Origin of the sequence: Comamonas sp. A23 (assembly GCF_004522605.1) — a bacterium.
In the GTDB taxonomy this organism is placed as follows: Bacteria; Pseudomonadota; Gammaproteobacteria; order Burkholderiales; family Burkholderiaceae_C; genus Comamonas; species Comamonas thiooxydans.
On sequence record NZ_RSDT01000003.1, the window covers coordinates 133,424 to 151,408 of the forward strand.

Below are 17,985 nucleotides of genomic sequence, written 5' to 3' on the forward strand. Positions count from 1 at the left end.
ACCGACGCCAAATATTCGTGTTCATATATTGAGTAGCATCGTTATTCGAAAATCAACTAAGAAGGTGAATCCTCTATATTTGCAACTCGCATAAGCGCAGACGAATTCCTTTGTTGGCCTGGCGCGCCGCTCTCTGAACAATGGCCTGGCATTCCTCTATCGAAAGCCAGCTCATGAGCCATCTCAACGAATATCTTTCCGAAAAACGCGCCGCCGTGCTGGCGCGCAGCGCCGCTATCGAGGCGGGCACGGCCCAGGCCGCCAGACTCAAGGCCAGCGTGCGTGCCGAGGGGCGCAGCGGCGTGCGCCGTCTGCGTATCCGCGAACACCAGGTCATCAGCGACAGCCCGTCCGACTTCGCGGGCTACAACCTGGGCCCCAGTTCTCCCGAGCTGCAGCTGGGCGTGCTGGGCACCTGCGTGACCCATATCTTTCTGATCCAGGCGGCCGAGCGCCAGGTGCCGCTGGAGAGCCTCGAGGTCGAGGTCACGGGCATCATCGACCCGCGCGGCGGCAAGCCCGGGCACGAGGCGACGCCGATCTGGCCGCACGATATCGACTACACCGTGCATATCGATTCGCCGGCCAGCCGTGCCGAGATCGATGCGCTGTTCGAGGCCGTGGAGAGAACCTGCCCCATCCTCAACCTGCTGCGCAACCCTCAGTCCATCCGCGCCGAAGTGCGCCATACCGACTCCAGCGCGTCCGAGCGCCTGGCGGCCTGAGAACCTTCTAGAAAGCCTTTGCCATGAGCTTGCCTCTCGACCATATCGTCATCGCGGTCCAGGATCTGGAACGCACGATTGCCGACTATCAGTCCCTGGGTTTCAACGTGCTGCGCGGCGGCGAGCACCCGGGACGCTCGACGCACAACGCCCTGGTGGTCTTTGCCGACGGTGCCTATTTCGAACTCATTGCCTGGCGTGCCCCCGCGCCCGATGAGCGCTGGTGGCAGCAGCTGCAGCAGCACGGCGAAGGGCTGGTCGACTTCGCCCTGCTGCCGTCCGAGACCGGTGCCGTGGTTGCAGCGGCCCGGGCGCATGGGCTGAGCTATGAAGCGCCTTATGAGGGCGGACGTCTGCGTCCCGACGGGGCGCAGCTGCGCTGGCGCAATGCACGCCCTCCAAGCCATGACCTGCCGTTCCTGTGCGGCGATCTGACGGAGCGTGTGTTGCGCGTGCCCGAAGGTCCAGCCCGCGTGCATCCCAACGGCGTGACCGGCGTGGCGCGTCTGGAGGTTGCGGTGCAGGACCTGCAGGCCAGCCTGGCGCGCTGGCGGGCCTTGCTCGGCGAAGGCGTGGATGTCGGCGCGCTGCGGGTCTCGGCCGACGGCAGCACGCAGCAGGTATCGCTGGGTCTGGGCACCACCGAGCTGGTGCTGGCGGCACCCGTACAGGCTGCAGGCCTCCTGGCCCAAAGACTGGCCACTCGCGGCGAAGGACCTTATGCGGTCGTGCTGTCGGTGCCGCAGCAGGCGGTAGCAGAGGGACTGGACGAAGTTGCCACCCACGGGGTGCACATTGAACTGGCACTGCATTCCGGCAGCGAGGTGGAAACCGCCGCCGCCTAGGCCCAATAACAGGGGCGCTAGAATAGCGCCCCCGCTGACACCCATGCCCACTTCGGTGGGCGTTTTCGTTGCGGCCGCGGCAGCCTTTGCGGGCCGGCGCGGTGCAGCGCCGCCTTTCATGACCACAGCTCTCACGCCTGCCACTCTGGGCATCGATTTCGGAACCTCTAACTCTGCTGCCGCCTATCGCCTGCCTGGCAAGACCGCCAGTCTGCTGCCGCTGGAAGGCGCCGCCACCGGCATGCCCACGGCACTGTTCTTCAATACCGAAGAGCACAGCACGCATTTCGGCCGCGATGCCATGCAGCAGTATCTGGCGGGCGAGGAAGGGCGTCTGATGCGTTCCCTCAAAAGCCTGCTGGGCAGCAGCCTGTTGCTGGAAAAGACCGCGGTGCACGAGCAGCTCGTCAGCTACCAGGACATCATCGCGATCTTTCTCAAGCGCGTGGCCGATCAGGCGCGCCGGGCGCTGGACGGCCGTCTGCCCGAGCGTGTGGTGCTGGGGCGTCCCGTGCATTTTGTTGACGAGCATCCGGAGCGAGACCGGCAGGCGCAGGATGCCCTGGCCGCTGCGGCGCGCGTCGCGGGCCTTGGCGAAGTCAGCTTTCAGCTGGAGCCGATTGCGGCGGCACTGGACTACGAGCAGCGCCTGAGCGAGGAGCAACTGGTGCTGGTGGTCGATATCGGCGGCGGCACCTCGGACTTCACGGTGGTACGTCTCGGTCCGCAACAGGCTGGGCATGCCGACCGTACTCAGGATATTCTGGCCACCACCGGCGTGCATATCGGAGGCACGGATTTCGACCATCGCCTCAACGTGGCCCAGGTCATGCCGCTGCTGGGCTACAAGCACATCGGCCCCAGTGGGCGCGAGGTGCCCAGCAGCGTGTTCTTCGATCTCTCCACCTGGCATCTGATCCAGTGGCTGTACACAGCCAAGGCCCTGGCTGCGGCGCGCGCTCTCAAGAGCGATTACAGCGATCAGCAGCTGCACCAGCGCCTGATGAAGGTGCTGGATTGGCGTGAAGGCCATAGGCTGGCCGATGCGGTGGAGCAGGCCAAGATTGCGGCTTCGCAAAGCCATGCGGCCTCGGCCATAGCGCTGGACTGGCTGGAGCAAGACCTGCCGGCGGCCATCTCCCCGGAGGTTCTGCAGGAGCAGTTGCAGGCCTTGCTGCTGCAGGTCGTCGAATGTGCGCAGGACTGTGTGCGCCAGGCCGGCGTGGCAGCGCCAGACGCCATCTATCTGACCGGCGGCTCGTCGGCCCTACGTACCCTGCGCGATGCGCTGCGCGTCGCTTTCCCCGATGTGCCGCAGGTCGAAGGCGACCTGTTTGGTGGCGTGGCAACCGGTCTGGCCTACGCTTGAGTCGCAACCAGGCTTCCCCAAACGGGGGCTGCGGGGCAGCCCTTGCCAGGCGTCTCCGGTTTGTACCGCGCCCGGTTGACCTACCTATTCCTCTTCGGCGGCCCGCTTGAGTTCCAGCGCCCGGTCGTAGAGCGTGTTGCGGCTGGCCCCAGTGATTTCGGCGGCCAGCTTCACGGCCGTCTTGGTCGGCAACTCGGCCAGCAGCAGCTTGAGCACGCGCTCGGCCTCGCCCGACTCCTGCTGCACCGCCACGGGGTGCAGCACGATGGCGAACTCGCCCTTGACACGTTGCGGCGAGGCCTGCAGCCAGGCTGCCAGCTCGTGGGCCGGCATGCTGGCGATGTCTTCAAACTGCTTGGTGATCTCGCGCGCCAGCGTGACGCGTCGCTCGCCCAGCAGGGCCAGAGCCTGGGCCAGCTCGATGATGCGGTGCGGGGCTTCCAGCAGCACGGTGCAACGCGGCTGGTCGGCCAGCTTCTGCACGGCGGCCAGTCGTTCGGCATTCTTGGTGGGCAGAAAGCCGGCAAACACAAAACCGCTTTCGCCCTGTGCCGGAGTGACGGCGCCGGCCACGCTGATGGCCGATGTCACGCTGCTGGCGCCGGGTAGCGGAATGCTGCGCAGACCCACGGTCTGCAGCGCCGCGCACAGGCGCGCGCCCGGGTCGCTGACGCCGGGCGTGCCTGCATCGCTGACATAGGCGATGCGCTGGCCTTGCTGCAGGCGCTCGATCACCTGCTGGGCGGCTTCTGCCTCGTTGTGCTGGTGCACGGCCAGCAACTGGCTGCCGGGTCGGTCCAGCCCGTAGCTGCGCAGCAGGCCCTGAGTGTGGCGCGTGTCCTCGCAGGCGATGCAGTCCACGATCTGCAGCACATGCAGCGAGCGCAGGCTGATATCGGCCAGATTGCCAATCGGCGTCGCCACCACATACAGGGCTCCCTGCGGATAATGCTGGGAAGCGGCCGCGTCATGTGCGGCAGTCAGTGCAGAGGCGAAAGAGGTAGTCAATGGATTTCCTTGGAAAGCGGCCCAAGCCGGCGCAAAGCACAACCGCACGCGGGCAGCAGGCCGAGGATGCCGCGTTGGCGCATTTGCAGACGCGGGGCCTGAAGCTTGTCGAGCGCAATTATCGGACGCCGGGCCGTGGTGGCGGCGAAATCGATTTGATCCTGCGTGACCGCGACGGGTCTTTGGTGTTCGTCGAAGTCCGCAGCCGCAACACCGAGCGCTTCGGCGGTGCCGGCGGCAGCATCGGCCGTCTCAAGCAGCAGCGCATCGTGCTGGCCGCCAGATACTATCTGATGCGGCTTGCGGCAGCGCCGCCATGCCGCTTTGATGTGGTGCTGGTCGATAGCGCCGGGAACCAGATGCGCCTCGAATGGCTCCAAGCGGCATTCGAGGCGCTTTAGTCGCCGCGTCATAGTTGTGCGCAACACTGATGCGCAAATAACGGTTTGCTACCAAAGAGATAACAGGTGGCGGGTATCATCGGGCCTCCATGCTAGAGCAACGAATTCAACAGCATTTCATCGACAGTGCCGACCTGAAGTACCAGGCCGCCCAGGCGCTGAGCCAACCTATTGCTTCCGCCGTACAGGCCATGCTGGCCTGCGTGACGGGCGGCGGCAAGGTGCTGGCCTGCGGTACGGGCGTTTCGGCCAGCGATGCCCAGTTATTTGCCTCCCTGTGCGTGACAGGGTTCGAGCGCGATCGTCCCGAGCTGGCGGCCGTGGCCCTGACTTCCGATGGCGGCCTGCTGGGCAGCGTGGGAGCCACGGGCTCGGGCGGCAATGCCAGCCAGTATCTGGCGCGTCAGGTGCGGGCGCTGGGGCAGCCCGGCGATCTGCTGCTGCTCATGTCGGTGACCGGCAACGACACGGCTGTGCTGGAGGCTCTTGAAGCCGCCCACGAGCGCGACATGATGGCCGTGGTGCTGACAGGCCGCACCGGCGGAAATCTGGCCACCGCCGTGCGAGAGACCGATGTACTGATCTGCGTGCCCCACGACCGTGCGGCGCGCGTGCGCGAAACCCATACCTTGATCCTGCACTGTCTGGCCGATGGTGTGGACTCTCAACTGCTTGGTGACCAGGAGATGCCTTTATGAAGTTGAAGTGGACCCGTGTTGCATGTGCGGCCCTGACTGTTGCCGCTCTGGGCGGTGCCTTGAGCGGTTGCGTGGCTCTGGTGGGCGGCGGTGCTGCTGTGGCGGGCATGTCGGCAGTGGACAGGCGTACCACCGGCACACAGGTTGAGGACCAGGGCATAGAGCTGCGTGCCGGCAATCGCATCAGCGAGGTGATGGGCGACAAGGCCCGCGTCAGCGCCACCAGCTACAACCGTGTGGTGTTGCTGACCGGCCAGGCAGGCAATGCGACGGACAAGGCAACCATCGAGAAGCTGGTGCGCGAACAATCCACCGTGCGCCAAGTCTATAACGAGATCGAGGTCGCGCCTTTCACGGCCACTCTGGGTCAGCGCTCCCAGGATTCTCTGATCACGACCAAGGTCAAGGCCAGTCTGGTCAACGCCAAGGACATTTCATCCTCGGCCATCAAGGTCGTGACCGAGAACAACGTGGTCTATCTGATGGGCATAGTCACGCCGCGCGAATCCAAGCGGGCTGCCGAGATCGCTCGTGGCGTCAACGATGTGAGCAAGGTTGTGCGCCTGTTTGAGGTCATCTCCGAAGATGAGCTGGCTGCAGCAACATCCAAGGCCGCCCCTGTGGTCGAGGATCGCTCCAGCATGAACTGAGGTGAGCTGACGGTCACAAAAAAGCCGGACTCGAGTCCGGCTTTTTTCATGGCGCAGCGGCTCAGCGCAAGCGCTGGATCAGGCTGGAGGTATCCCAGCGATTGCCGCCCATGGCCTGTACATCGGCATAGAACTGGTCCACCAGCGCGGTGACGGGAAGGCGTGCGCCATTGCGCTGGGCCTCGGCCAGCACCAGCCCCAGATCCTTGCGCATCCAGTCCACGGCAAAGCCGAAGTCGAACTTCCCCACGGCCATGGTCTTGCCGCGATTGTCCATCTGCCAGCTCTGAGCGGCGCCCTTGCCGATCACGTCGAGGACCTTCTCCACGTCCAGGTCGGCGCGCAGGCCAAAGGCAATGGCTTCGGACAGCCCCTGGACCAGGCCCGCAATGCAGATCTGATTGACCATCTTGGTCAGTTGACCGCTGCCGCTGGCACCCATATAGGTAAAGGCGCGCGAGAAGGCATCAGCCACCGGTGCCACCTGGTCGAATACCTCCTGATCGCCACCGCACATGACAGTGAGCTGACCGTTGACCGCACCGGCCTGACCACCCGATACCGGGGCATCCATGAAGTGCAGGCCGCGCTGGAGGGCCTGTGCATACAGCTCGCGTGCCACCTGCGCCGAGGCCGTGGTGTGATCGACAAAGATGGCCCCAGGCTCCATGCCCGCAAAGGCGCCGTCGTCTCCCAGCGCAATCGAGCGCAGGTCGTCGTCGTTGCCCACGCAGCAAAAGACCATGCGTGCACCCTTGACGGCTTCACGGGGCGTGGCTGCATGGCGGGCGCCGACAAATTCCTCGACCCAGGCCTCGGCCTTGGTGGTCGTGCGGTTGTAGACCGTGACCTGATGGCCTGCCGCAGCCAGATGCCCGGCCATGGGGGAACCCATGACGCCCAGACCCAGAAAGGCCACAGGAGTGGAAGTGCAGGGTGCGTAGCTGCGGGAGGCGATGGTGGCTGTGCTCATGAAATCCTCTAAGACTGGGTACGGAACAGTTCGATCATGGTAGCGCCGCAGTGCATGGCCTTGGCGTAGAGCAGGGTCCTGGGCGGCCCTGCCGCCCCACAGCAAAGCCAGCGCTCCACCTGTGGGAGGAGATGCCGGCGCCTTGGGGTTAGACGATGGTCAGATGTTCTGTGCCGGCTGCCAGGTCCAGAGTCCGGGCGCGCTGGCTGTTGAGCTTGATCTGCAGACGCAGGTCGTTGACCGAGTCTGCATTGCGCAGCGCGTCTTCATAGGTGATGAGATTGGATTCGAACAGGTCGAACAGCGCCTGGTCAAAGGTCTGCATGCCGATATTGCGGCTTTTCTTCATGATCTCCTTGATCTCGACGACCTCGCCCTTGAAGATCAGGTCGGCAATCAGCGGAGAGTTGAGCATCACCTCGATGGCGGCGACACGGCCCTTGCTGTCCTGCTTGGGGATCAGGCGCTGGGAAATGATGGCCCGCAGATTCAGCGACACGTCCATCAGCAGTTGCGGACGGCGCTCTTCGGGGAAGAAGTTGACGATACGGTCCAGAGCCTGGTTGGCACTGTTGGCGTGCAGCGTGGCCAGACATAGATGCCCGGTTTCCGAGAACGCAATCGCGTGCTCCATGGTTTCTCGGTCACGGATTTCGCCCATCAGAATCACATCGGGCGCCTGGCGCAGCGTGTTCTTGAGCGCGGCTTCCCAGCTTTCAGTGTCCAGTCCCACCTCGCGTTGCGTGACCACGCAGTTCTTGTGCGGATGCACGAATTCCACGGGGTCTTCCACGGTGATGATGTGGCCGAAGGAGTTTTCATTGCGCCAGTCCACCATGGCGGCCAGCGTGGTGGACTTGCCCGAGCCCGTCGCGCCGACCAGGATGCACAGGCCGCGCTTGGTCATGGTCACTTCCTTGAGCACCTGCGGCACGCCCAGGCCGTCAATCGTGGGCAGGGTGCTGGGAATGGTACGCAGCACCATGCCGACCTTGCCCTGTTGCATGAAGGCGTTGACACGGAAGCGCCCCACACCGGCAGGCGAGATGGCGAAGTTGCACTCCTTGGTGTGTTCGAAGTCCGCCACCTGCCTGTCGTTCATGATGGAACGCGCCAGGGCCAGCGTATGCAACTGGTTCAGCGGCTGGGGCGAGACCTTGGTGACTTTGCCGTCAATCTTGATGGCGGGCGGAAACTCTGCAGTGATGAACAGGTCGCTGCCGTTGCGGCTGACCATGAGCTTGAGCAGATCGTTGATGAATTTACTGGCCTGATCGCGTTCCATGATCGTTCCTTGAGGCAGCGTCAAAATTGGCAGAGCCCAAGTGAGAGACGCCGAGCAAGAGCCGCCTCGCGGCGAGGGCGTCGTCCCCCTGGGGGGAAGCGGCAAAGCCGCTCAGGGGGGAGGCATCATCCAGGAAAATTCTCGGGAATCTTCGCCTTGCTGCGCGCTTCGGCCGGGCTGATGAGGTTGCGGCGCACCAGATCGGTCAGGTTCTGGTCCAGAGTCTGCATGCCCATGTTCTGGCTGGTCTGAATGGTGGAGTACATCTGTGCCACCTTGGCTTCGCGGATCAGGTTGCGGATGGCGGGCGTGCCCAGCATGATCTCGTGTGCGGCCACACGGCCCTGGCCGTCCTTGGTCTTGCACAGCGTCTGCGAGATCACGGCCTGCAGCGACTCGGACAGCATGGCACGCACCATTTCCTTTTCCTCGGCCGGGAACACGTCGATGATACGGTCGATGGTCTTGGCGGCCGACGAGGTGTGCAGCGTGCCGAACACCAGGTGCCCGGTTTCGGCCGCCGTCATGGCCAGACGGATGGTTTCCAGGTCCCGCATTTCGCCGACCAGGATCGCGTCCGGGTCTTCACGCAGCGCGGACTTCAGCGCTGCCGCGAACGACAGCGTCATGGGGCCGACTTCGCGCTGGTTGATCAGGCATTTCTTGGACTCGTGCACGAATTCGATGGGATCTTCCACCGTCAGGATGTGGCCGTACTCGGTCTCGTTGAGATAGTTGACCATGGCCGCCAGCGTGGTGGACTTGCCCGAGCCCGTGGGGCCGGTCACCAGCACCAGACCACGTGGCTTCAGGGCCAGGTCGGCGAAGATCTTGGGGGCGTTGAGCTGCTCCAGCGTCAGGATCTTGCTGGGAATGGTACGGAACACAGCCGCCGCGCCGCGGTTCTGGTTGAAGGCATTGACACGAAACCGGGCCAGGCCTTCAATCTCGAACGAAAAGTCCACTTCCAGAAACTCTTCGTACTGCTTGCGCTGGGCATCGCTCATGATGTCGTAGACCATGGCGTGCACGGTCTTGTGGTCCAGCGGATCGATGTTGATGCGGCGCACATCGCCGTGGACGCGAATCATGGGTGGCAGGCCTGCCGACAAATGCAAGTCCGAAGCCTTGTTCTTGACACTGAATGCCAGCAATTGCGTGATATCCACGGAGATCCCTCTCTGGTTTGATACTCTGGCGCCAATTATGACGACGATTGAAAACAATCTGGGGCAGATTCATGCCCGCATGGCAGCCGCTTGCGCCAGTGCAAGCCGGCCCGTGACATCGGTGCAACTGCTGGCCGTTTCCAAGACCTTTGGCGCGGATGCGGTGCGCGAGGCGGTGCTGGCCGGCCAGCGCAGCTTTGGCGAGAACTATATCCAGGAGGCCGTGGAGAAAATTGCCGCGGTGCGCGCTATGCAGCTGGCGGGCGGCCAAGCGCTGCAGTGGCATTGCATAGGCCCCATCCAGAGCAACAAGACGCGGCTGGTGGCCGAGAATTTCGACTGGGCTCAGACCGTGGACCGGCTCAAGATCGCCGAGCGCCTTTCGGCCCAGCGTCCGCAAGGCATGGCACGGCTCAATGTCTGCATCCAGGTCAATGTGGATGGCGGTGCCACCAAGTCCGGCGTCATGGCCGAGCAAGCACTGGAGCTGGCCCAAGCCATGGTGAAACTGCCCAATCTGCAGCTGCGCGGCATCATGAGCATTCCTGACGATGCTCCTGATTTCGAGGCGCAATGCGTAGTCCACAAAAAGGCCAAAGCCGTTTTTGAGTCCATCAAGGCCAGTGGTCTCGCGGGGCTGGAACATTTCGACACGCTGTCCATGGGCATGACCGGCGATCTGGAAGCCGCCGTGGCAGCAGGCAGCACCATGGTGCGCGTGGGCAGCGGGATCTTTGGAAAGCGGAGCTACACCCCCTGAGGCGCTTCGCGCCTTCCCCCTCTCTGCTTCGCGGAGGGGGACGACACCTTCGGCGCGGGGCGGCCCTTCCTCGGTGTCTCTTTGTCAGGCTACGGCAGTTCTTAGGCTTGTACTCAAGGCCGCTTCATCTGGCACTCCGTGGGTAGATCAAGCTGCTGGGCGGAATAGACGGCATCGGTTCTGAAGCCGTAGTTCGTGCCTTCCCAGCCGGTCTTGACCAGCTTGCCGTCCACGGGGGCGATGGTGTTGACGACCTGGGGCAGCAGCAGCTGGTGGTCCTTGCCGCGCATCCTGACGGGGCCGAAGACGGTGTCCATGGACATGTCCTCCATGGCCTTAGCAATTTTCACGGGCTCGGTGGACTGGGCCTTGGCCATGGCAGCGGCCAGCATGCGCGGCACAAGATCCATGCGCGGGGCCAGAAAGTCCTGGTTCATCCTGGCCTTGTACTCCCTGGCCCGGGCGTCGGCCTGGGCTCGGTCGGCCATGCCGGGATGCCATTCCGCGACCCAGGTCACCTGGCCGATCCTGGCCTGGGAAATCGAGGTCACGGTGCCCGGAAAGCCGCCGGCACTATGGTTGAAGTAGCGCAGGTTGTAGCCCGAGTCCCCGGCGGACTTGAGCAGCAGAGCCAGATCCTGGCCCCAGTTGCCGGTGATGACCGAATCGGTGCCGACCTCCTTGATCTTGGCCACATAGGGCGCAAAGTCCTTGATGCGGCCCATGGGGTGCAAGGTCTCGCCCACGAACTGCACATCCGGCCTTGCCTTGGCTACCATGCTGCGGCCGAAGCTGGCCCATTGCTTGCCATGGGCGTAGTCCTGGTTGAGCAGAAAGACCTTGCGGATCTCGGGCTGGGTCTTGATGTAGTTGGCAATGGCCTGCATGCGCATGGCCGTGTTGGCGTCGAACATGAAATGCCAGAAGCTGCAGGACTTGCCGGTCAGCTCTGGATCGATGGAGCTGTGGTTGAGTATCAGCACCTCCTTGCCCGGGTTGCGCTGGTTGTAGCGCGCCGCCGCCTGCACCAGGGCCGTGACCACCGATGAGCCCGAGCCCCCCGTCACCACCACGCGTGCGCCCTGGTCAATGGCGGCCTGCAGCGCGCTCAGGCTCTCCTGGGCCGAGAGCTTGCTGTCGAACTGCAGCAGCTGGAATTTCGCGCCGTTGTAGAGGCCGCCCTTGGCATTCACGTCATCGACGGCGTAGAGCACATGGTTGCGCATGACTTCACCCACATTGGCAAACGGGCCGGAGAGCGGGTCGATGAACGCGATCTTGAACGGCTCTGCCGTCTGGGCGGATACGGTGCCGGCACACAGGCTGGCAGCCAGCGCAAGGGCTGAGAAGCGAACTGACATGGTTTTGTCTCCAGGAGTTGGAATGGCGCCTTGGCCTTCGAGGCTCTCAGCTGGCGCTGTTGGTGGTGGATGAAGCGCTCTTGCGGCGCCTGGGGGGCGAAGGGTTCTGCGCTGCCGGCGCCGGCGCGGCTCTGGCCGCGCGTTTGCGCGCAGGGGCCGCAGCAGTGCGCAGGCCCAGCACGCGCGAGGCCAGCTCGGTGAGCTCGACCACCATCTCGGCTGGGCCCAGCTTGCCGCCAGGCTGATACCAGTTGTAGAGAAAGCCGGGCAGACTGCAGGCCGCCTGTGCCGTGATGCGGGTGTCGCGGAAATCGAAATGCCCGCTGGCGCGGCCTTCGTCGAGCAGGGCGCAGAACTGCTTGTAGAACTGCTGGGCCACATTGCGCGAGGCCTTGAGATAGGCGGGGCTGAAGGCCTGCGGCTCGCGGTAGGGGAAGAAGCCCGCCGGGTAGTGCGCAATGGTGGCGGCGATCAGTCGCTGAAGACCGTCGATGGCTTTTTCATGCGCGGGGCGCGGGTCGTCGGCCGCAAAGTCCATCACCGTGAAACAGGCCTCGGTCGGTGCCCAGCACAGGGTTTCGAAGATCTCCTGCTTGTTGCGGAAGTAGTAGTAGACAAAGGGCTTGGTCACGCCCAGCGCCTGCACGATCTGCTCTATGGTGGTGTTGGCATAGCCATAGCGGTCGAACAGGGCTTCGGCGGCCTTGAGAATGCGCTCGCGCTTCTCGTCGGAGCCGGCTGTGGGCAGGCGCTGGCGGCCGCGCGGCGCCACGGGCGCAGCCGGCTTTTTCTCGGTCTTTCTGGTCGTGGCGGACATGAGGGTTTGCGTGTGTCGCATTCGTTATACCAATGGGTAGCATTGTTCTACCGGCAGGTATACATTGACAAGACGCCGAGCAGCAGATTGCCCTAAGGCAATCCCTGAGAAAGCTCGCAAGTGGCGCCGCTGTTCGGTCTATACGAGACACCCAGGAGACAACCATGGCTGAATCCGAAATCCTCATTCCCCTACATGAGGCCTTGCGCCGCAATGCGCGTCAGCATCCCGAGCGCGATGCCTATATCTGGTACGGACAGCACATCAGCTGGCGCCAGGTGGATGAGGCCAGCGATGCCGTGGCCGCGCATCTGCAGCAACTGGGCGTGAAGCCCGGCGAGCCTGTCGCCCTGTTCATGAACAACTGCCCGCAGTACATCATTGCGCACTACGCGGTGCAGAAGATCGCGGCCATCGTCTGTCCCTGCGGGCCGCTTAACAAGGAGCATGAACTCGAATATCAGCTCAATGATCTGCAGGCCAGGGTCATCATTGCGGCCGATGTGCTGCTGCCCGTGGTCGACAAGGTGCGCGGCAGCACCGCACTGCAGCATGTGCTGGCCGTGCGCTACGGCGACTGGCTGCCCGCCAGAGTCACGCTGCCCCTGCCTGTCGAACTGCAGGCCCCCGTGCAGCCGCTGCCCGGCAATGTGACGTCGTTCTGGGATCTCATGCACAGCGGCGCCAGGCCTTCCCATGTCGAGGTGGACATGGACGAGGTGGCGCTGATGACCTACACCTCGGGCACCACGGGCCTGCCCAAGGGCGCCATGCTGAGTTTTGGCGCGGCCGCCTACAAGACGGCCGGCGCGTCCCGGGTGACCGGCGTCAGCGCCGAGGATGTCCTGCTGGCCGTGGCGCCGCTCTATCACATCGCCGGCATGTCCATGGGGGTGAACATGCCCGTGCATTCGGGGGCGCCCTGCGTGCTGCTGCATCGCTTCGATCCGCTGGCCGTGGCGCAGGCGCTGGAGCGCTACCGTGTCAGCTGGTGGTACAGCATCGCGCCCATGAATGTGGCGCTGATGCAGGTGCCGGGCGTGGAGAAGATGGATTTCAGCGCGCTGCGCCGCAACACCGTCACCAGCTTCGGCATCAGCTATACCGAGGATCTGGCCCAGCAATGGCGCAGGTTCGCACCTAATGCCATCTCCAGCGAGGCGGCCTACGGCCTGTCCGAAACCCACACCATGGATACCTTCATGCCGGGCGATGCCATTCGCTGGGGCACCCATGGCAAGCCCGCGCCGGGCAACGAAATCCGGGTGATAGATCCGGAGACCGGCGCACCGCTGGCTGCAGGCGAGGTGGGCGAGATCATCATTCGCGGCCCGGGCAACTTCAAGGGCTACTGGAACAAGCCCGAGGCCACGGCCAAGACGCTCAAGGACGGCTGGGTGCATACCGGCGATATGGGCAAATTCGATGCGGACGGCTATCTGACCTTCATCGGCCGCTTCAAGGAAATGATCAAGGTCTCGGGCTACAGCGTGTTCCCCGAGGAGGTGGAGACGATTCTGATCAAGCATCCGGCCATCGCCCAGGCTGCCGTGATCGGTGTTGCCGACGCTCAGAAAGGCGAGGTCGTGCGCGCCTTCATCGTGCGCAAGCCCGGGCAGAGCCTGGAGGCGGAAGGCCTGCTGGCCTGGAGCAAGGAAAACATGGCCAGCTACAAGGCGCCGCGCGAGGTGCGTTTCATCGATGCCTTGCCGGCCACCGGCGCTGGCAAGGTATTGCGCCGCCTGCTCAGGGACATCCCCTGATCGACACACGCTGCCGGCTCCGGATCGGCGCAAGTTGCGAACCATTCAAACGAGATTCCTATGTTCAAGAAAGTCCTGATCGCCAACCGCGGTGAAATCGCGCTGCGCATCATCCGTGCGCTGCAGGAGCTGGGCATTGCCAGCCTGGCGGTGTACGCCGCCGATGATGCGGCGGCCCCGCATGTACAGGCCGCAGACGAGGCGCAGGCACTGGGAGCCAGCGGCCCGGCTGCCTATCTCGATGGCGTGCATCTGCTGCGTATCGCGCAGCAGCACGGTTGCGACGCGCTGCACCCGGGCTATGGTTTTCTCAGCGAGAACGCGGACTTTGCGCGCGCCTGTGCGGCAGCCGGGCTGCGCTTTATCGGCCCGACGCCCGAGCAGCTGGCGCTGCTTGGCGACAAGGCCAGAGCCCGTGCGCTGGCGCAGCAATGCGGCGTGCCCCTGATGCCCGGCAGCACCGAGGCCGTGACGCTGGAGCAGGCACAGCAGTTCTTTGCGCGCCAGCAGGCCGACGGGGCCAGCGGCATCATGATCAAGGCCATCGGCGGCGGCGGCGGTCGCGGCATGCGTGCGGTCACCGAGGCTGCCGAAGTGGCGGCCGCCTACCAGCGCTGCCGCAGCGAGGCCCAGGCAGCCTTCGGCGTGGACGGCGTCTATGTCGAGCGGCTGATGAGCGGCGCGCGCCATATCGAGATCCAGCTGCTGGGCGACGGCAGCGAATGGCCGATGGCGCTGGGCGAGCGCGAATGCACGCTGCAGCGGCGCTTTCAGAAGCTGGTGGAGATCGCGCCCAGCCCCAGCCTGACGCAGCCGCTGCGCGAGCGCATCACCGAGGATGCGCTGCGCATGGCAGCCAGGCTGCGCTACGAAAGCCTGGGCACGTTCGAGTTTCTGGTCGATCTGCAGTCCGAGTCTCTGCCCTATGTGTTCATCGAGGCCAACCCGCGCCTGCAGGTGGAGCACACGATTACCGAAGAGGTCTTTGGCGTCGATCTGGTGCAGGCCCAGATCCGCATTGCGGCGGGCGAGCACTTTACCGACCTGGGCCTGAATGTGAATGCCCCGCCCCGGCCGCGCGGCCATGCCATGCAGTGGCGCATCAATGCCGAAACCCTCGATGCCCAGGGCCACTCCCGCCCCGGCAGCGGCCGCATTGCCGCGCTGCAGTGGCCGCAAGGCCCCGGCATACGCCTGGACGGTCATGCGCAGCAGGGGGCGAGCCCGTCGCCGCATTACGACACCTTGCTGGCCAAGCTCGTCGTGCACAGCAACGCGCCGCATTTCGAGGATGTGCTGCGCCGCTCCCGGCGCGCGCTGGCCGACTGCCGCATCGCGGGCCTGGCCACCAATCTGCCGCTGCTGCAGGCCCTTGCCCAGCGGCCCGAGATGCTGGAGCAGACCGTGCACACGCGCTGGCTGGAAGAGGTCCTGCCGCAGCTGGTGGAAGCCGCAGAAAAGATAGCTTCAAGCGCAAGTCATTCAAGGAATTCAGATATTTTTGACTCTAAAAACAATGTATCCCAAGCGCAGCAAGCTCCTGAAAATGCAGTGCTGGCCCCCATGCCGGCCAGGGTCGTGCAGTGGTCTGTTGCGGTGGGCGAGACGGTGGCCAAGGGCGCCGAGCTGGGCATTCTCGAAGCCATGAAGATGCAGCATGTGCTGTTCGCGCAGGCGGCGGGCCGGGTTCAGGCGCTGCTCGCGGAGGCCGGCAGCTATGTGGCGCAGGACCAGGCCTTGCTGGTGCTCGCGCCCGTTCAGGGGGAGGCCGCGCATGCCGAGGTCGTGCCGCAGCGGCAGGATCCCGACCACATTCGAGACGATCTGCAGCGCGTCAAGGATCGCCATGGCTTCACGCTCGATGCAGCGCGGCCCGATGCCATGGCCAGACGCCATGGCCAGGGCAGCCGCAGCGCGCGCGAGAACATTGCCGATCTCTGCGATGCAGGCAGCTTCATCGAGTACGGGGCGCTGGCGATTGCCGCGCAGACACGCAGGCGCAGCCTCGACGATCTGGTGGCCAACACGCCGGCCGACGGCATGGTCACGGGCATGGGCTCCATCAATGCCGCGCAGTTCGGCGCGGAGCGCTCGCGCGCCGTGGTCATGTCCTATGACGCCACGGTGCTGGCGGGCACCCAGGGGGCGCGCAATCACGCCAAGACCGACCGCATGCTGGGCATCGCGCTGCAGCAGAAACTGCCCGTGGTGCTGTTTGCCGAAGGCGGCGGCGGCCGGCCCGGCGATACCGACACGCCCGTGGTCGCAGGCCTGCATGTGCATACCTTCGCGGCCTATGCGGCGCTCTCGGGTCAGGTGCCCGTGGTGGGCATCACCCATGGCCGCTGCTTTGCGGGCAATGCGGCGCTGCTGGGTTGCAGCGACGTGATCATCGCCACGCGCAGCAGCAATATCGGCATGGGCGGACCGGCCATGATCGAGGGCGGCGGCCTGGGTGTCTTCCGTCCCGAGGAAGTCGGCCCCGCCAGCGTGCAGCATGCGAGCGGCGTGATCGATATCCTGGTCGACGACGAGGCCCAGGCCGTGGCCGCGGCCAGGCACTATCTGTCCTTCTTCCAGGGGCGGGTCGAGCAATGGTCCGAGCCCGATCAGCGTCTGCTGCGCCAGGTCGTGCCCGAGAACCGCCTGCGTGCCTACGATACGCGCGCAGCCATGGCCGGGTTGGTGGACGAGGGCAGCCTGCTGATGCTGAGAACCGGCTTCGGCGCCGGTATCCACACGGCGCTGGCGCGCATCGAGGGGCGGCCCGTGGGATTGATGGCCAACAACCCGGGCCATCTGGGCGGCGCCATCGATGCCGATGCGGCCGACAAGGCGGCGCGTTTCATGCAGCTGTGCAATGCCCACGGCATCGCCATCGTCAGCCTGGTCGATACGCCCGGCTTCATGGTCGGGCCGGAGATCGAGAAAACCGCCCAGGTGCGCCATGTCAGCCGGCTGTTCGTCATGACGGCCAAGCTGCGCGTCCCGTATTTCAGCGTGGTGCTGCGCAAGGGCTACGGCTTGGGCGCCATGGGCATGACGGCGGGCAGCTTTCATGCGCCCATCTTCAATGTGGCCTGGCCCACGGGCGAGTTCGGCGCCATGGGCCTGGAAGGGGCTGTGCGGCTGGGCTTTCGCAAGGAGCTCGAAGCCCTGCCCGAGGGCGCGCAGCGCGAGGCGTTGTTCCAGAAGCTGCTGGCCCAGCAATACGCACATGGCGAGGCCATGCACATGGCGGCCACGCTGGAAGTCGATGCCGTCATCGACCCTGCGGAGACCCGCGCCTGGCTGGTGCGCGGCCTGGCCGGTGCGCGACTGCGCGATGAGCCGGCCCGGTTTGTCGATACCTGGTAGGGCCGAGGGCTAGCGTTCGTAACCGGGGCTGCGCCTGTCCAGCCTGCGTAGCAGCCCCGGCCAGTTCAGCGCGCCGGAGCCCATGCCCTTGGTGACCTGCTGCGCCTGCTGCGCCGAGGTGGCGATGATGGCCGGGTCAATCATGGTCAGTCTGCCGCCGCCGGACTGCGCGCGTACTTGGATCATGCACACCGACTCGAAGGTATACATGGCCATGAAGGCGTCGGCGACGCTTTGGCCCACGGTCAGCAGGCCGTGGTTGCGCAGCATGAAGAAATTGTTGTTGCTCAGGTCGCGCACCAGGCGAGGCTTTTCATCGTCGCGCAGCGCTACGCCCTCATAGTCGTGGTAGCCGAGCGAGCTGAGCACGAAGATGGACTGCTGGGAGATGGGCAGCACGCCATCCGCCTGCGCCGACACGGCCACGCCGTTGACGCTGTGGGTGTGCAGCACGCACCCGGCGTCCTCGCGCGCCGCATGGACGGCGCTGTGGATGGTGAAGCCTGCCGGATTGATGGGGAAGGGCGAGTCCATCACCACATTGCCCGCAAGATCGACTTTCACCAGCGAGGATGCGGTGATCTCGTCGAACATCATGCCGTAGGGATTGATGAGAAAGTGGTGCTCCGGCCCAGGAATCTTGGCGGTAATGTGGGTGTAGACCATATCGTCCCAGCCCATCAGCGCGACTAGGCGGTAGGCAGCCGCCAGATCGATGCGCGTGCGCCATTCCTCGGCGCTGATCTTGCTCTGGAGGCTGGGGATGTCCTGTATCGATGTCTTCATGAAGTGAACTCATTGTTG

The 17,985-nt window shown here is 64.6% G+C and carries 16 protein-coding genes; 9 read left to right on the top strand and 7 right to left on the bottom strand.

Features of this window, described 5'->3' with window-relative positions; translation table 11 throughout:
- Positions 1–140: 140 nt before the first annotated feature.
- The 3 genes from EIC84_RS08950 (at position 141) to EIC84_RS08960 (ending at position 2,939) form a co-directional block, all read left to right on the top strand.
- Complete coding sequence (locus tag EIC84_RS08950) at positions 141–725, top strand: OsmC family protein (protein ID WP_003068446.1); 585 nt, start codon at positions 141–143, stop codon at positions 723–725.
- Between the two features lie 23 nt (positions 726–748).
- Entirely contained in the window at positions 749–1,570 is an 822-nt protein-coding gene (locus tag EIC84_RS08955; RefSeq protein WP_003068447.1) for a VOC family protein, read from the top strand.
- A gap of 118 nt (positions 1,571–1,688) precedes the next feature.
- On the top strand, positions 1,689–2,939 hold the full coding sequence (locus tag EIC84_RS08960) for an Hsp70 family protein (protein WP_034362916.1): 1,251 nt from the start codon (positions 1,689–1,691) through the stop codon (positions 2,937–2,939).
- Positions 2,940–3,023: 84 nt separating this feature from the next.
- Here EIC84_RS08960 and rsmI read toward each other — a convergent pair whose 3' ends face one another.
- Positions 3,024–3,947, bottom strand: a complete 924-nt coding sequence (gene rsmI / locus EIC84_RS08965) for a 16S rRNA (cytidine(1402)-2'-O)-methyltransferase (protein ID WP_003068451.1) — start codon at positions 3,945–3,947, stop codon at positions 3,024–3,026.
- On the opposite strand from rsmI, the gene EIC84_RS08970 reads away from it, so the two are divergent.
- From EIC84_RS08970 to EIC84_RS08980, 3 genes are all read left to right on the top strand, one after another.
- Positions 3,947–4,348: a YraN family protein gene (locus EIC84_RS08970; protein WP_003068453.1), complete on the top strand. Its 402-nt coding sequence runs from the start codon at positions 3,947–3,949 to the stop codon at positions 4,346–4,348. The genes rsmI and EIC84_RS08970 overlap by 1 nt on opposite strands.
- A gap of 89 nt (positions 4,349–4,437) precedes the next feature.
- Positions 4,438–5,046, top strand: coding sequence for an SIS domain-containing protein (locus tag EIC84_RS08975; RefSeq protein ID WP_003068456.1), 609 nt, complete (start codon positions 4,438–4,440; stop codon positions 5,044–5,046).
- The gene (locus tag EIC84_RS08980; protein ID WP_003068458.1) at positions 5,043–5,696 is read left to right on the top strand and encodes a BON domain-containing protein; all 654 of its coding nucleotides are present in this window, start codon (positions 5,043–5,045) and stop codon (positions 5,694–5,696) included. Before EIC84_RS08975 ends, EIC84_RS08980 begins: the two co-directional genes overlap by 4 nt.
- Before the next feature lie 61 nt (positions 5,697–5,757).
- On the opposite strand, the gene EIC84_RS08985 is transcribed toward EIC84_RS08980, so the two are convergent.
- The 3 genes from EIC84_RS08985 to EIC84_RS08995 all read right to left on the bottom strand — a co-directional run bounded on the left by EIC84_RS08985 (position 5,758) and on the right by EIC84_RS08995 (position 9,123).
- Positions 5,758–6,669, bottom strand: coding sequence for an NAD(P)-dependent oxidoreductase (locus EIC84_RS08985; RefSeq protein WP_003068460.1), 912 nt, complete (start codon positions 6,667–6,669; stop codon positions 5,758–5,760).
- A gap of 148 nt (positions 6,670–6,817) precedes the next feature.
- Positions 6,818–7,954: a PilT/PilU family type 4a pilus ATPase gene (locus tag EIC84_RS08990; RefSeq protein WP_003068462.1), complete on the bottom strand. Its 1,137-nt coding sequence runs from the start codon at positions 7,952–7,954 to the stop codon at positions 6,818–6,820.
- A gap of 125 nt (positions 7,955–8,079) precedes the next feature.
- Entirely contained in the window at positions 8,080–9,123 is a 1,044-nt protein-coding gene (locus EIC84_RS08995) for a type IV pilus twitching motility protein PilT (protein ID WP_003068464.1), read from the bottom strand.
- Between the two features lie 37 nt (positions 9,124–9,160).
- Here EIC84_RS08995 and EIC84_RS09000 point away from each other — a divergent pair, with 37 nt between their 5' ends.
- The gene (locus tag EIC84_RS09000; protein WP_003068465.1) at positions 9,161–9,883 is read left to right on the top strand and encodes a YggS family pyridoxal phosphate-dependent enzyme; all 723 of its coding nucleotides are present in this window, start codon (positions 9,161–9,163) and stop codon (positions 9,881–9,883) included.
- A 113-nt stretch (positions 9,884–9,996) separates the two neighbouring features.
- On the opposite strand, the gene EIC84_RS09005 is transcribed toward EIC84_RS09000, so the two are convergent.
- Together EIC84_RS09005 and EIC84_RS09010 are read right to left on the bottom strand one after the other, a co-directional pair.
- Positions 9,997–11,244, bottom strand: a complete 1,248-nt coding sequence (locus EIC84_RS09005; RefSeq protein WP_003068468.1) for a branched-chain amino acid ABC transporter substrate-binding protein — start codon at positions 11,242–11,244, stop codon at positions 9,997–9,999.
- Positions 11,245–11,290: 46 nt separating this feature from the next.
- Entirely contained in the window at positions 11,291–12,061 is a 771-nt protein-coding gene (locus tag EIC84_RS09010) for a TetR/AcrR family transcriptional regulator (protein WP_003068470.1), read from the bottom strand.
- 164 nt (positions 12,062–12,225) lie between these two features.
- Here EIC84_RS09010 and EIC84_RS09015 point away from each other — a divergent pair, with 164 nt between their 5' ends.
- Positions 12,226–13,824: an AMP-binding protein gene (locus tag EIC84_RS09015; RefSeq protein WP_003068472.1), complete on the top strand. Its 1,599-nt coding sequence runs from the start codon at positions 12,226–12,228 to the stop codon at positions 13,822–13,824.
- A 60-nt stretch (positions 13,825–13,884) separates the two neighbouring features.
- Positions 13,885–17,181 (top strand): carboxyl transferase domain-containing protein, encoded by a 3,297-nt coding sequence (locus EIC84_RS09020; RefSeq protein ID WP_003068473.1) that lies wholly within the window; start codon positions 13,885–13,887, stop codon positions 17,179–17,181.
- Positions 17,182–17,190: 9 nt separating this feature from the next.
- Here the strand turns inward: EIC84_RS09020 and EIC84_RS09025 are convergent, their stop codons facing one another.
- Entirely contained in the window at positions 17,191–17,967 is a 777-nt protein-coding gene (locus tag EIC84_RS09025; RefSeq protein ID WP_003068475.1) for a class II aldolase/adducin family protein, read from the bottom strand.
- Between the last annotated feature and the right edge of the window lie 18 nt (positions 17,968–17,985).

Bases quoted from the DNA above. Each gene is read 5' to 3' on its own strand.
- EIC84_RS09005 (WP_003068468.1), bottom strand. From the start codon at position 11,244: ATGTCAGTTCGCTTCTCAGCCCTTGCGCTGGCTGCCAGCCTGTGTGCC.
- EIC84_RS08955 (WP_003068447.1), top strand. From the start codon at position 749: ATGAGCTTGCCTCTCGACCATATCGTCATCGCGGTCCAGGATCTGGAA.
- EIC84_RS08985 (WP_003068460.1), bottom strand. From the start codon at position 6,669: ATGAGCACAGCCACCATCGCCTCCCGCAGCTACGCACCCTGCACTTCC.
- EIC84_RS08950 (WP_003068446.1), top strand. From the start codon at position 141: ATGGCCTGGCATTCCTCTATCGAAAGCCAGCTCATGAGCCATCTCAAC.
- EIC84_RS09010 (WP_003068470.1), bottom strand. From the start codon at position 12,061: ATGTCCGCCACGACCAGAAAGACCGAGAAAAAGCCGGCTGCGCCCGTG.
- EIC84_RS09000 (WP_003068465.1), top strand. From the start codon at position 9,161: ATGACGACGATTGAAAACAATCTGGGGCAGATTCATGCCCGCATGGCA.
- EIC84_RS09015 (WP_003068472.1), top strand. From the start codon at position 12,226: ATGGCTGAATCCGAAATCCTCATTCCCCTACATGAGGCCTTGCGCCGC.
- EIC84_RS08975 (WP_003068456.1), top strand. From the start codon at position 4,438: ATGCTAGAGCAACGAATTCAACAGCATTTCATCGACAGTGCCGACCTG.
- EIC84_RS08980 (WP_003068458.1), top strand. From the start codon at position 5,043: ATGAAGTTGAAGTGGACCCGTGTTGCATGTGCGGCCCTGACTGTTGCC.
- EIC84_RS08970 (WP_003068453.1), top strand. From the start codon at position 3,947: ATGGATTTCCTTGGAAAGCGGCCCAAGCCGGCGCAAAGCACAACCGCA.
- EIC84_RS08990 (WP_003068462.1), bottom strand. From the start codon at position 7,954: ATGGAACGCGATCAGGCCAGTAAATTCATCAACGATCTGCTCAAGCTC.
- EIC84_RS09020 (WP_003068473.1), top strand. From the start codon at position 13,885: ATGTTCAAGAAAGTCCTGATCGCCAACCGCGGTGAAATCGCGCTGCGC.
- EIC84_RS09025 (WP_003068475.1), bottom strand. From the start codon at position 17,967: ATGAAGACATCGATACAGGACATCCCCAGCCTCCAGAGCAAGATCAGC.
- EIC84_RS08960 (WP_034362916.1), top strand. From the start codon at position 1,689: ATGACCACAGCTCTCACGCCTGCCACTCTGGGCATCGATTTCGGAACC.